At 67.2% G+C, this 12,775-nt stretch carries 13 protein-coding genes; 8 read left to right on the top strand and 5 right to left on the bottom strand.

Annotated features, from left to right (window positions below; all coding sequences use genetic code 11):
- Nucleotides 1–9: 9 nt before the first annotated feature.
- Nucleotides 10–927, bottom strand: a complete 918-nt coding sequence (locus AC3A6B_RS16765; RefSeq protein ID WP_487837950.1) for a DMT family transporter — start codon at nucleotides 925–927, stop codon at nucleotides 10–12.
- Nucleotides 928–942: 15 nt separating this feature from the next.
- Nucleotides 943–2,076 (bottom strand): aromatic ring-hydroxylating oxygenase subunit alpha, encoded by a 1,134-nt coding sequence (locus tag AC3A6B_RS16760; RefSeq protein WP_487837811.1) that lies wholly within the window; start codon nucleotides 2,074–2,076, stop codon nucleotides 943–945.
- 181 nt (nucleotides 2,077–2,257) lie between these two features.
- Between AC3A6B_RS16760 and xseB the strand changes: the two genes are divergently transcribed.
- The 4 genes from xseB to AC3A6B_RS16740 all read left to right on the top strand — a co-directional run bounded on the left by xseB (nucleotide 2,258) and on the right by AC3A6B_RS16740 (nucleotide 6,505).
- Nucleotides 2,258–2,524 carry an exodeoxyribonuclease VII small subunit gene (gene xseB, locus AC3A6B_RS16755; RefSeq protein ID WP_487837810.1) on the top strand — a complete coding sequence of 89 codons (267 nt, stop codon included), beginning with the start codon at nucleotides 2,258–2,260 and terminating at the stop codon, nucleotides 2,522–2,524.
- Nucleotides 2,521–3,438, top strand: a complete 918-nt coding sequence (locus AC3A6B_RS16750) for a polyprenyl synthetase family protein (RefSeq protein WP_487837809.1) — start codon at nucleotides 2,521–2,523, stop codon at nucleotides 3,436–3,438. The genes xseB and AC3A6B_RS16750 overlap by 4 nt, the downstream gene beginning before the upstream one ends.
- Nucleotides 3,439–3,452: 14 nt before the next feature.
- The gene (gene dxs / locus AC3A6B_RS16745; protein WP_487837808.1) at nucleotides 3,453–5,336 is read left to right on the top strand and encodes a 1-deoxy-D-xylulose-5-phosphate synthase; all 1,884 of its coding nucleotides are present in this window, start codon (nucleotides 3,453–3,455) and stop codon (nucleotides 5,334–5,336) included.
- An 89-nt stretch (nucleotides 5,337–5,425) separates the two neighbouring features.
- Nucleotides 5,426–6,505, top strand: a complete 1,080-nt coding sequence (locus AC3A6B_RS16740) for a TRAP transporter substrate-binding protein (protein ID WP_487837807.1) — start codon at nucleotides 5,426–5,428, stop codon at nucleotides 6,503–6,505.
- A gap of 34 nt (nucleotides 6,506–6,539) precedes the next feature.
- On the opposite strand, the gene AC3A6B_RS16735 is transcribed toward AC3A6B_RS16740, so the two are convergent.
- The 3 genes from AC3A6B_RS16735 to AC3A6B_RS16725 are packed head-to-tail and all read right to left on the bottom strand — an operon-like array spanning nucleotide 6,540 to nucleotide 9,125.
- Nucleotides 6,540–7,001 (bottom strand): hypothetical protein, encoded by a 462-nt coding sequence (locus AC3A6B_RS16735; RefSeq protein ID WP_487837806.1) that lies wholly within the window; start codon nucleotides 6,999–7,001, stop codon nucleotides 6,540–6,542.
- Nucleotides 6,998–8,539, bottom strand: a complete 1,542-nt coding sequence (locus AC3A6B_RS16730; protein WP_487837805.1) for a TRAP transporter large permease — start codon at nucleotides 8,537–8,539, stop codon at nucleotides 6,998–7,000. The genes AC3A6B_RS16735 and AC3A6B_RS16730 overlap by 4 nt, the downstream gene beginning before the upstream one ends.
- A gap of 46 nt (nucleotides 8,540–8,585) precedes the next feature.
- Nucleotides 8,586–9,125, bottom strand: coding sequence for a TRAP transporter small permease subunit (locus tag AC3A6B_RS16725; protein WP_487837804.1), 540 nt, complete (start codon nucleotides 9,123–9,125; stop codon nucleotides 8,586–8,588).
- A gap of 168 nt (nucleotides 9,126–9,293) precedes the next feature.
- On the opposite strand from AC3A6B_RS16725, the gene AC3A6B_RS16720 reads away from it, so the two are divergent.
- Genes AC3A6B_RS16720 through ypfJ form a run of 4 tightly spaced genes read left to right on the top strand, consistent with a single transcriptional unit; the run spans nucleotide 9,294 to nucleotide 12,742 of the window.
- Entirely contained in the window at nucleotides 9,294–10,586 is a 1,293-nt protein-coding gene (locus AC3A6B_RS16720) for an SUMF1/EgtB/PvdO family nonheme iron enzyme (protein ID WP_487837803.1), read from the top strand.
- Between the two features lie 30 nt (nucleotides 10,587–10,616).
- Nucleotides 10,617–11,273: a TetR/AcrR family transcriptional regulator gene (locus tag AC3A6B_RS16715; RefSeq protein WP_487837802.1), complete on the top strand. Its 657-nt coding sequence runs from the start codon at nucleotides 10,617–10,619 to the stop codon at nucleotides 11,271–11,273.
- Between the two features lie 7 nt (nucleotides 11,274–11,280).
- On the top strand, nucleotides 11,281–11,847 hold the full coding sequence (gene dcd, locus AC3A6B_RS16710; protein ID WP_126838377.1) for a dCTP deaminase: 567 nt from the start codon (nucleotides 11,281–11,283) through the stop codon (nucleotides 11,845–11,847).
- Between the two features lie 13 nt (nucleotides 11,848–11,860).
- Nucleotides 11,861–12,742, top strand: coding sequence for a KPN_02809 family neutral zinc metallopeptidase (gene ypfJ / locus AC3A6B_RS16705; RefSeq protein ID WP_487837801.1), 882 nt, complete (start codon nucleotides 11,861–11,863; stop codon nucleotides 12,740–12,742).
- Nucleotides 12,743–12,775 lie beyond the last annotated feature (33 nt).

Raw genomic sequence — 12,775 nt, 5'->3', positions numbered from 1 at the left:
TGAGCTCCTTCAATGCTCTTCCGCAGGCGCCTTGGGCAGCGAGCGCTGGCGCAAGACGGTGGCGGCGATGCCGCTCACGACGATCAACGCCATGCCGGCCCAACCGGCCGCGTCGATGCGGTCGCCGAACAGCAGCACGCTGTAGATCGCCGCGAAGACGATGCCCGAATACTGCAGGTTCGCGACCACGAGCGTACCGCTTTCGGTCTTGGCGCTCGAGTAGGCGTAGGTCATGCACAGCTGTCCCAGCGCCGCCAGCACGCCCACCGGCAGCAGCCACAGGGCATGGCGCCAGGTCCACTGGTCCCAAGGCGTGAAGCCGCCCAGCAGGGCGGCCGCGCCACCCGCCACGGCGGAGCCGAGCGCGAAGTAGAACACCGTGCGCGCCTCGGGTTCGCCGGCCCGCGAGAGCGCCACCACCTGCATGTAGGCGAAGGCGGCGGTCAGCCCGGACAGCAGTCCCATGAGCCCGGCGAAGCCCTGGTTGTCGCCCACCGTGGGCTTGAGCATCAGCACCACGCCGCCGAAGCCCGCGAGCACGGTGAGCACCAGCGGGCCCTGCAGCGGCGGCCGTGGGATGCGCCCGTCGCGGCCAGGCACCGGCACCCAGGCGAGCAGGGCGCCGCCGACCAGGAAGGCGGCGATCCAGACGCTGCTCATGTAGTTGAGCGTCATCGCGGTGGCGAGCGGCATGTGCGCGATCGCGTAGAACCAGGCGCCGAGCGAGAACACGCCGATCAGGCTGCGCCAGGCGTGCATGCCGGGATAGCGCGTGGCGAGGCTGACGCCGCGGCTGCGAGCCAGCACCCAGAGGAAGACGATGCCGATCAAGCCGCGGTAGAGCACCAGCTCGGCGCTCGTGAACCAGGCCGAGGCGATCTTCACGCACACGCCCATGGTGGCGAAGATCAGTGCGGCCAGCACCATCCACAACGCTTGCACTTATCGCATCTCGTGGCGGTACCACTCGTGAAACTGCAGCATGCCGTCTTCCATCGGGCTCTGGTAGGGGCCGCTCTCGTCGTCGCCGCGCAGCATCAGCGCGCGGCGGCCGGCGTCCATGCGTTCGGCGATCTCGTCGTCTTCCACGCAGGTTTCCATGTACGCGGCCTGCTGCGCCTCCACGAATTCGCGCTCGAAGGCGACGATCTCCTCGGGATAGAAGAACTCGACCATGTTGAGCGTCTTCTGCGGGCCCACCGGATGCAGGGTCGAAACCGTGAGCACATGGGGATACCACTCGATCATCACGTGCGGGTAGTAGGTGAGCCAGATCGCGCCGTACTTGGGCGGCTTGCCGTCGCGGTACTTGAGCAGCTGCTCCTGCCACTTCTGGTAGACCGGGCTGCCGGCGCGGCCGAGCCGGTTGGCGACGCCGACCGTCTGCACCGAGTAGTAGCGGTTGAATTCCCAGCGCAGGTCTTCGCAGGTGACGAAGCTGCCGAGGCCCGGATGGAAGGGGCCGACATGGTAGTCCTCGAGGTAGACCTCGATGAAGGTCTTCCAGTTGTAGTTGCACTCGTGCAGCTCGACGCGGTCGAGCGCATAGCCCTCGAAGTCGAGGTCGGCGCGCGGGCCGAGGCTCGCGAGCTCGGCCGCGACGTCGCGCTTCCTGCCCGTGGCGTTCTTCTCGAACAGGAGGCCGTTCCACTCGCTCAGCGGGTAGTTGTGCAGATTGAGGCAGGGGTCCTTCTCGAAATGCGGCGCGCCGATCAGCTGGCCGGTGGTGCGGGGGTCGGCCGCCGCATAGGTCCAGCGGTGCAGCGGACAGACGATGTTGCCGCCGGTCCGGGCATCGAGTTCGCCGCGGCCCTGCAGGATCAGCGCCTGCCGGTGGCGGCACACGTTGGAGACCAGCTCCACGCCCTTGGGCGTGTGCACCAGCGCGCGGCCCTGCTGCTCCTGCGGCAAGGTGTGGTAGTTGCCCGGTTCGGGCACGGCGAGCCGATGGCCGACGTAGCGCGGGCCGGCGGCGAAAAGCGTTTGCAGCTCGCGGGCATAGAGCGCCTCGTCGAAGTACGCGGAAACCGGGAGTTGGCTCGAAGCCTGCTGCAGTTGAAGACTTAAATCAGACATGGGTGACCTGACCAAGCTCCCCACAGGGAGAGAAAGAGAACGGAAGGTTGCCGTCGAAGAAGGGGTGCGGCGGCGGGTGAAAAATGCCGGCGGGTGCCGGCTTGGAAGACGTGGGATTGTACCCGTGGGCATAGGTTCCCGCCCCCCGCCCTAAAATGCCCGGTTTCATCCCCATCACCGCATGCCCAAGGTGCCTCCCATTTCTCCGCCGGCCCCGCCTGGCTCTCCCGATACCGGTGCGCTGCCCGCAAGCTACGAAGCCGGGCTCCAGGAACTCGAACAGTTGGTGACCGAACTCGAATCGGGCCAGCTGCCGCTCGACCAGCTGCTCGGCAGCTACCAGCGCGGCGCGGTGCTGCTGGCGTTCTGCCGCGACAAGCTGCAGGCGGTCGAAGACCAGATCAAGGTGCTCGATGCGGGCGGCCTCAAGGTCTGGACGGGCGAATGACGGTCGCCGATGCCTTGCGCTGGGACGCCCGACGCCTTGCCGCGTGGAGCGATCCGCAGCTTGCGCGCGTCGAGGCCGCGCTGTCGCAATGGGTCGGCGTCGATGCGCCGGTACTGCTCGGCGACGCGATGCGCTATGCCGTGCTCGACGGCGGCAAGCGGCTGCGTCCCCTGCTGGTGTTCGCGGCCAGCGAGGCCGTGGGCGGCCAGGCCGAGGCCGCGCTGCGCGCCGCCTGCGCGGTCGAGCTGATCCATGCCTATTCGCTGGTGCATGACGACCTGCCGTGCATGGACAACGACGTCCTGCGCCGCGGCAAGCCGACCGTGCACGTGAGGTTCGGCGAAGCCGATGCGCTCCTGGCCGGCGATGCCTTGCAGGCGCTGGCCTTCGAACTGCTCACGCCCGACGGCGACAGCGTCGCGCCAGCGGTGCAGGCGAACCTGTGCCGCCTCCTGGCCCGCGCTGCCGGCAGCCAGGGCATGGCCGGCGGCCAGGCCATCGATCTCGCGAGCGTCGGCCTGGCACTCGACGAAGCACGGCTGCGCGAGATGCATCGGCTGAAGACCGGCGCCCTGCTGCAGGGCAGCGTCGAAATGGGCGCGGCCTGCGGTGGCGCGATCGCGGCCGAGGCGCTCGCGGCGCTGCGCGACTACGGCGCCGCCATCGGCCTCGCCTTCCAGGTGGTTGACGACATCCTCGACGTCGTCGCCGATTCGCAGACCCTGGGCAAGACGGCCGGCAAGGATGCCGCGAGCGACAAGCCCACCTATGTCTCCCTGCTCGGCCTCGACGGCGCGCGGGCCCAGGCCCGCGAACTGCTGGCCCAGGCGCTGGCCGCGCTCGATCGCAGCACGCTCGCCGATACCGGCGCGCTGCGTGCGCTGGCCCACATGGTCGTGGACCGCGACCGATAACAAAAAGTCTCCCCATGGCTCCGCTGCTTCCCACCATCCACGATCCTTCCGTCCTGCGGCAGTTCGACCGCGCGCAGCTCAAGCAGCTGGCCGACGAAGTGCGCAGCTGCGTGCTCGACAACGTGTCGCGCACCGGCGGGCACCTGAGCTCCAACCTCGGCACGGTCGAACTCACGGTCGCGCTGCACCACGTGTTCAACACGCCGCACGACCGCCTGGTGTGGGACGTGGGTCACCAGACCTACCCGCACAAGATCCTGACTGGCCGGCGCGAGCGCATGCCCACGCTGCGCCAGATCGGCGGCATCTCCGGCTTTCCGCAGCGCACCGAGAGCGAGTACGACACCTTCGGCACCGCGCACTCGTCGACCAGCATCTCGGCTGCGCTCGGCATGGCGATGGCGGCCAAGCAGAAGGGCGAGGACCGCCACTCGGTCGCGATCATCGGCGACGGCGCGCTGACCGCCGGCATGGCTTTCGAGGCGCTCAACAACGCGGGTGTCTGCCATTGCAAGCTGCTGGTGATCCTGAACGACAACGACATGTCGATCAGCCCGCCGGTCGGCGCGCTCAACCGCTACCTCGCGCAGCTCATGAGCGGCAACTTCTACGCCGCGGCCAAGAACGTTGGCAAGACCGTGCTGCGCGCCGCGCCGCCGCTGTTCGAGCTGGCCAAGCGCTTCGAGCAGCATGCCAAGGGCATGGTGGTGCCGGCCACGCTGTTCGAGCAGTTCGGCTTCAACTACGTCGGCCCGATTGACGGCCACGACATCGATTCGCTGGTGCCGACGCTCGAGAATCTCAAGCATCTCGAAGGCCCGCAGTTCCTGCACGTGGTCACCAAGAAGGGCCAGGGCTACAAGCTGGCCGAGGCCGATCCGGTGGCCTACCACGGGCCTTCCAAGTTCGATCCGGCGGTCGGCCTCGTCAAGCCCGCCACGGCGCCCAAGCAGACCTTCACGCAGGTCTTCGGCAGCTGGCTGTGCGACATGGCTGCGCAGGACGGCCGGCTGGTCGGCATCACGCCCGCCATGCGCGAGGGCTCGGGGCTGGTCGAGTTCGAGCAGCGCTTTCCCGAGCGCTATTACGACGTCGGCATCGCCGAGCAGCATGCGGTCACGTTCGCGGCCGGCTTGGCCTGCGAGGGGCTGAAGCCGGTGGTCGCGATCTATTCGACCTTCCTGCAGCGCGCCTACGACCAGCTCATCCACGACGTCGCGATCCAGAACCTGCCGGTGGTGTTCGCGCTCGATCGCGCCGGCCTGGTGGGCGCCGACGGCGCCACGCATGCGGGCGCCTACGACATCGCCTTCATCCGCTGCATTCCCAACATGAGCCTGGCCTGCCCGGCCGACGAGGCCGAGTGCCGGCAGCTGCTCTCCAGCGCCTTCGCGCAGAACCATCCGGTGGCGGTGCGCTATCCGCGCGGCGCGGGCGCCGGCGTCACGCCCGGGCTCACGCTCGATGCGCTGCCCTTCGGCAAGGGCGAAGTCCGCCGCGAAGGCCGGCGCATCGCCATCCTCGCCTTCGGCACCTTGCTCTATCCGGCGCTGAAGGCCGCGGAGGCGCTCGATGCCACGGTGCTCAACATGCGCTGGGCCAAGCCGCTCGACGTCGAACTGCTGCTGCAGGTCGCCGGCACGCACGAGGCCATCGTGACGATCGAGGAGGGTGCCGTCATGGGCGGGGCGGGCAGCGCCGTGCTGGAAGCCTTGCAAGCCGCGCAGGTGCACAAACCCGTGCTGCAGCTCGGCCTGCCCGATCGCTTTGTCGAGCATGGCGACCCGGGCAAGCTGCTGGCCAGCATCGGGCTCGATGCGGCGGGCATCGAGCAATCGATCCGGCACTGCTTCGACGATGCCTCTGCCGCAGGGAAAACCCCCCCCGGCACGGTGTAAGCACTTTTTACAATCGCGCTCGACTCAACAAGTCAGCAACGCGGCCACAAGCCGCGTTCTCGTTTTTCAATGCACTCGGAGTGAATTCAATGGATCGTCGTTCCCTCATCAAAAACGCAGGCATCGCCGGCGTCCTCGCTGCCGGCATCGCGCCGGCGGTTCATGCGCAGGCTGCCGTTCGCTGGCGTCTGGCGTCCAGCTTCCCGAAGTCGCTGGACACTATCTTCGGAACGGCCGAGACGTTCTCGAAGAAGGTGAGCGACATGACGGGCGGCAAGTTCCAGATCTCGGTGCATGCCAGTGGTGAGCTGATGCCGGCCTTGGGTGTGCTCGACGGCGTGCAGAACGCCTCGGTCGAGATGGCGCACACCGCGCCGTACTACTTCTATGGCAAGGACCCGACCTTCGCGTTGGGCTGTGCGGTGCCCTTCGGCATGAACACGCGCCAGATGAACGCATGGATGTACGAAGGCAACGGCCTGAAGCTGATGCGCGACTTCTACGCCAAGTACAACGTCGTCAACCTGCCGGGCGGCAACACGGGCGCGCAGATGGGCGGCTGGTTCCGCAAGGAAATCAAGTCGCTCGCCGACCTGAAGGGCCTGAAGTTCCGCACCAACCCGATCGCGGGCAAGGTGCTCGAGCCCTTCGGCATGATTCCGCAATCGATCCCGGGTGCCGATCTGTATCCCGCGCTCGAAAAGGGAACGATCGATGCGCTCGAGTGGGTCGGCCCGTACGACGACCAGAAGCTCGGCTTCAACAAGGTCGCGCCGTTCTACTACTACCCCGGCTGGTGGGAAGGCGGTCCGCAGCTGGACTTCTACATCAACAACAAGGCATGGGAAGGCCTGCCGGCCGAGTACAAGGCCATCGTCGAAGTGGCGGCCGCGCATGCCCACGTCACGATGACCGCCAAGTACGACGCCAAGAACCCGATCGCGCTCAAGCAGCTGGTCGGCTCCGGCACCAAGCTGCGCCCCTTCACGCAGGACGTGATGAACGCGGCCTTCAAGTCGGCCCAGCAGATCTACGCGGACCTGAACAACAGCAACCCCGAGTGGAAGAAGGTCTACACCGACTACGCCAAGTTCCTGGCCGACCAGAACGCCTGGTTCCGCTTCACCGAAGGCACCTACGATCGCTTCATGCAGCAGCAGAAGCTCTGAGCGCGCTTCGCCTCAAGACAAAAAGCCCCGCCGGCTACGGCGGGGCTTTTTTCATGGCGATGCGTTCGGCGACGCGTTCGGCAAAGCCAGTGAGCAGCCGCGCGTCGGCCGAATGGAACCAGGTGAGGGCGCCATTGCGGCGGCGCACCAGCAGGCGCGGCGCAATGACACGCTCGAGCCAGCGCCAGTGCACGAGCTTGAGTTGCGCCACATCGGCCGCGTGCTCGCGCTTGGTCCAGAGCCAGGTCTGCGTGAGCACATCGCCTTCGAGGCGCGTGCGGCTGTAGACGATCCAGTAGCCGACCCAGAGGATGCACAGGGCCGCCACCCCAAAAACCAGGAGGCTGGGTGTGGACCAGTCCACTCTGCGCAGCGACGGCAGGCTCCAGAGGCCGAAGCCGATCAGGTCGATCACCAGAACGACCGCCAGCGTTCGCACCAAAGGCGGGTAGGCCGGGCTCTCCAGCGCGGCCGGGGCGTCGACTGCGTCGCTCACTGCTTCTTGTCGGCGCCAGGGCTCGGAGGCTCGGGCTCCGGCATCGGCAGGGCGTCGGGCTCGGCCGGCTTCTGGGTGCCGAACGGATCTTCCATGTTAATGCCGCCGCCCGGCCCCTGCGAGTCGGCCGGCATCTCGAGCTGCACCTTGTCGACGTCGACCTCGACCTTCTTGTCGAGGAACACGGTGACGGTCTGCGGGAAGAAGATCACGATCGCCACCAGCAGCAGCTGCAGCCCGACCCACGGGATCGCGCCCAGGTAGATGTCGCGCGAATCGATCTTGCGCGGCAGCGCATTGTTCTTGAACAGCGTGTCGGCGATGCCGCGCAGGTAGAACAGCGCGAAGCCGAAGGGCGGATGCATGAAGGAGGTCTGCATGTTCACGCACAGCAGCACGCCGAACCACACCATGTCGATGCCGAGCTTGGCCGCGACCGGCCCGAGCAGTGGCAGGATGATGAAGGCGATCTCGAAGAAGTCGAGAAAGAAGGCCAGGAAGAAGATGAAGACGTTGACCGCGATCAGGAAGCCGATCTGCCCGCCGGGCAGGCCGGAGAGCAGGTGCTCGATCCACTTCGCGCCGTCCACGCCCTGGAATACGAGCGAGAACACGCGCGAGCCGATCAGGATGAAGACCACCATGGCCGTGAGGCGCATGGTGCCGTTCGTCGCTTCCTTGAGCATCTGCCAGTTGAGGCGCCGGTGGATGGCGGCCAGCACCAGCGAGCCGATGGCGCCCATGGCGCCGGCCTCGGTCGGCGTCGCGATCGCATGCTCCATGAAGGGCAGGCCGCCCATCGAGCCGAGCACGGCGAAGATCAGGATGGCCGAGGGGATGATGCCGCGCAGGCACTTGCCCCACAGCGCCCAGCCGACGAGCGTGCGCGCGGTGACCGGCACGCCGGGCACGTAGCTCGGGCGGATGCGCGAAACCAGGAAGGTGTAGAGCGCGAAGATCAGCACCTGCAGGATCGACGGCCCCCATGCGCCCTTGTACATCTGGCCGACGTCGGTGCCGAGCTGGTCGGCCATGACGATCAACACCAGGGAGGGCGGCACCAGCTGCGTGATGGTGCCCGAGGCCGCCAGCACGCCGGTGGAATAGCGCATGTTGTAGCCGTAGCGCATCATCACCGGCAGCGAGATCATCGCCATCGCGATCACCTGCCCGGCCACGGTGCCGGTGATGGCGCCGAGAATGAAGCCGACGATGATCACCGAGTAGCCGAGGCCGCCGCGCACCGGGCCGAAGAGCTGGCCCATCGAATCGAGCATGTCCTCGGCCAGGCCGCACTTCTCGAGCACGGCGCCCATCAGCGTGAAGAAGGGAATCGCCAGCAGCGTCTCGTTGGACAGGATGCCGAACACGTTGAGCGGGAGGTTGGCCATGAAGCCGGCCGGGAACCAGCCCATCTCTATCGCGATGAAGCCGCTGAGCAGGCCCAGCGCCGAGAGCGAGAACGCGACCGGAAAGCCGATCAGCATGATCACGATCAGCCCCGCGAACATGATCGGGGCGAAATTTTCCATCTGCATCTTTTTTATCCTGCGAAGCGGGGCGGTGTGCGTTTCGTTGCGGCGTTCACTGCACCGGCTTCTCGTAGTGCGTGTCCATCTCGATCAGGCCGCGCAGGTAGGCGATGCGCTTGATGATTTCGGCCACGCCCTGCAGGAACATGGCGCCGAAGCCCAGCGGCATCATCAAGGCCGCGGGCCAGCGGATGAGGCCGCCGATGTTGCCCGACATCTCGCCGCTCTTGAGCATGCCGAGGAAGAAGGGGAAGCTCAGCCAGAAGAGCAGGCCCATCACGGGCAGCAGGAAGAAGACCAGGCCGAAGAGGTCGACGTACACCGGGCCGTTGCGCTTGAGCTTGCCGTAGATGATGTCCACGCGCACGTGTTCGTTGAGCTTGAGCACGAGCGGCGCGCCGAGCATCACGGTGGCGGCGAACAGGTACCACTGGATCTCGAGCCAGGCGTTGGAACTGAAGTCCAGGCCATAGCGCACGAAGGCGTTGCCGGCGGAAATCACCGACGCGGCGAGGACAGCCCATGCCGCCACCTTGCCGAACTGGGCACTGATCCAGTCCATGGTCAGCGCGAATTTGAGTAATGCGGACAAGGGTTGTCTCCCTGCGGGAAAGAGTTCTGGCGCCAGTCGGGTAGGGTCGGCGCAAAGCCCGCAATGGTAACGCCCCGATGCAGGGCCCAGTCCTGGCGCGGGCGGGTGGGTTTACCCGTGGAGCTCCATGGTCGTAGCGAGCTGCGAGGCAGGTGGCCATAATGACCCATGCCTGCGAGCCCGCCGTCCAGCACGCCGTTCGGCACCCCCAGCCTGCCTTTTTCGATCGATTCGCCCGACATGTGCCGTGCGGGCCGCGAACTGCTCTCGCTGGCGCTGATCGATGCGCGCAACCACACGCTGCACCTTCTCGCGCTTTACGAGCAGGCGCTGGATTCGGCTGCGCTGGCCGTGCCGCGCCAGGACGGGGTCGAGCCGCCGGTCTGGCTGGCCGGCCACATCGGCTGGTTCGCGGAATGGTGGATCGGGCGCAATACCCAGCGCGCCTTCGGCATCGACTGCCCGGTGCGGCCGACGCGGCTGGCTGCGATCGAACCGCAGGCCGACGCGTGCTGGAATCCGGCGCAGATCGCCTGGATGGATCGCTGGTCGCCCGAGCTGCCCGATCTCGCCCAGACCAAGGCCTACTTGCTCGATACGCTGGAAAGCACGCTCGAGCTGCTCGAACATGCGGTCGAGACCGACACCGGTCTCTACTTCTACCGGCTCGCGCTGTTTCACGAGGACCTGCGCGGCGAGCAGCTGGTGGTGATGGCCCAGACGCTGGGCCTGCCGCTGGGCGTCGAGCAGGAGCCGACCGCGATCGTGCGCGAGCCGCTCCTCATTCCGGCCACCGCCTGGGAACTGGGCGTGGCCGATGCCGGCTTCGCATTCGCGCAGGAGCGCGGCCGGCTCCAGGTCGAAGTCCCGGAGTTCGAGATCGACGCCCAGCCCGTCACCTGGAGCCAGTACGTGGAGTTTGTCGACGACGGCGGTTACGACCGCGAGGACCTGTGGCATCCCGAAGGACTCGAGTGGCTCGAGCGGCAGCCCGAAGGGCGGCGCGGGCCGCGCCACGTGGTCCAGATCGGCGCCGCGCGTCGCGGCACCGGCGGCTCGGTTCTGCAGCAGCGCTTCGGGCGCACCGTGCGCGCGGCGGGCAACCAGAGCGCGGTGCACGTGGCCTGGTGGGAGGCCGATGCCTGGGCACGCTGGGCCGGGCGCCGTCTCGCGACCGAGGTGGAGTGGGAAATCGCGGCCCACACCGCCGCGCGCCGGGGCTTCCGCTGGGCCGACGTCCACGAATGGACCGCGGGCACGCTGAAGCCCTGGCCGGGCTTCCGTCCCGACCCCTGGAGCGGCGGCACGGAGTTCGATCCGCAGCCGATCTTCGGCCAGGCCCACGTGCTGCGGGGCGCATCGCTTGCCACGCGCGCGCGCCTGCGCTCGCCGAAGCGCCGCGGCTTTGCCATGCCGCAGCGCGATGACGGCTTCTTCGGATTTCGCACTTGCGCATACTGACAACAACATCAACGGAAAGGGCGCTGCCGGATGGCTCGCGTGCGTGACCCGGCCGGCTACGACGGCCAGCGAGAAATGATTCTTTCCAACGCGGCGCAGCTGTTCGCGCAGCGCGGCTACGCGGGTACTTCGATGAACGAGGTGGCCGCGGCCTGCGGCGTGTCGAAGGCCACGCTCTACCACTACGTGCGCGACAAGCACGACCTGGCGGTGCGCATCGCCGAGGATCACGTGCAGAGGCTCGAGTCGGTGGTGCAGGAGGTGCTGCGCGAGTACCAGGCGCCAGAGGCCCGGCTCGCCGAGCTCATCCGGCGCTTCGTGGCGGAGTACGCGATCGCCCAGAACGCCCAGCGCGTGCTGACCGAAGATGTGCGCTTCCTGCGCGAAGAGGACCAGGAGCGCATCCTGAACGTGGAGCGGCGCGTGGTCGCCGCCTTCGCGCGCACCATCGCCGAGGTGCGCGGCGAGGATCCGCAGAGCAAGCTCGGCAAGCCGATGGCGATGCTGCTGTTCGGCATGATCAACTGGATGTTCACCTGGATGAAGCCGGGGCGCGAGCTCGATCACGACGCGATCGGCGCGATGGTGTCCGAGCTCTTCTTCGGCGGTGTCGGGGCCGTGACGCTTCCGGAGGCGCTGGCGGCCGATCAGCGGCATGCCACAATCCCCGGCACCCCCGCAGCGTAGACCTCACATGAGCATCAAGAGCGACAAATGGATCCGGCGAATGGCCGAAAAGAACGGCATGATCGAGCCCTTCGAACCGGGCCAGATCCGCGAGCAGGACGGCCACCGCATCATCAGCTACGGCACCTCGAGCTACGGCTACGACATCCGCTGCGCGCCCGAGTTCAAGGTCTTCACCAACATCCACAGCACGGTGGTCGACCCGAAGAACTTCGACGAGAAGAGCTTCGTCGATTTCCATGGCGACTTCTGCATCATCCCGCCCAACAGCTTCGCGCTGGCGCGCACGGTGGAGTACTTCCGCATCCCGCGCAACGTGCTGACCATCTGCCTGGGCAAGAGCACCTATGCGCGCTGCGGCATCATCGTCAACGTCACGCCTTTCGAGCCCGAGTGGGAAGGCTACGTGACGCTGGAGTTCAGCAACACCACGCCGCTGCCGGCCAAGATCTATGCCGGCGAGGGCTGCGCGCAAGTGCTGTTCTTCGAGAGTGACGAGGTCTGCGAAACGAGCTACAAAGACCGTGGCGGCAAGTACCAGGGCCAGCGGGGTGTGACACTGCCGAAGGCCTGAGCAGGAGAGCGTCATGAAGTGGGAAGGCAACCGCGAATCCGAGAACGTGGAAGACCGCCGGGGCGAAGGCGGCGGCGGCTTTGGCGGCTTGCCGATCGGCGGGCGGAGTGTCGGCATCGGCACCATCGTCGTGGCACTGCTCGCGGGCTGGATCTTCGGCATCAATCCGCTCACGTTGCTCAGCATGTTCGCCGGCGGCGGCGAAGCGCCGATCGTCCAGCAGCAGCAGCGGGCCCCGGCGCCGCCGGCCAACGACGAGGCGGCACGCTTCGTCTCGGTCGTGCTGGCCGACACCGAAGACGTCTGGACCCCGATCTTTCAGCAGGCCGGTTCGACCTACCGCCAGCCCAGGCTGGTGCTGTTCCGCGGCGCCACGCCCACGGCCTGCGGCACCGGCCAGAGCGCCATGGGTCCCTTCTACTGTCCGGGCGACCAGAAGGTCTACATCGATCTCGGCTTCTTCGACACCCTGAAGCGCGAACTCGGCGCCCCGGGCGAGTTCGCGCAGGCCTACGTGATCGCGCACGAGGTCGGCCACCATGTGCAGAACCAGCTCGGCATCACGGCCAAGGTCGACTCGATGCGCGGCCGCATCAGCCAGGCCGACAGCAATGCGCTGAGCGTGCGCGTCGAACTGCAAGCCGACTGCTTTGCCGGCGTCTGGGCCAACAAGGCGCAGAACGCACGCCAGATTCTCGAGCAGGGCGACGTGGAGGCGGCAATGAATGCCGCCGCGAAGATCGGCGACGACGCGCTGCAGCGCTCGGCGGGCCGGGCAGTGGTGCCCGACAGCTTCACCCACGGCACCAGCGCCCAGCGCCAGCGCTGGTTCACGACCGGGCTGAAGAGCGGTTCGATGAAGGCCTGCGACACCTTCAACACCCGCAGTCTTTGAGCGTGCAAGGGCCGATTGCCCGTTTTTGCTGCG

Source organism: Variovorax sp. Soil_C_33 (assembly GCF_057656935.1).
This window is presented reverse-complemented; position numbering and strand designations above follow the sequence as displayed.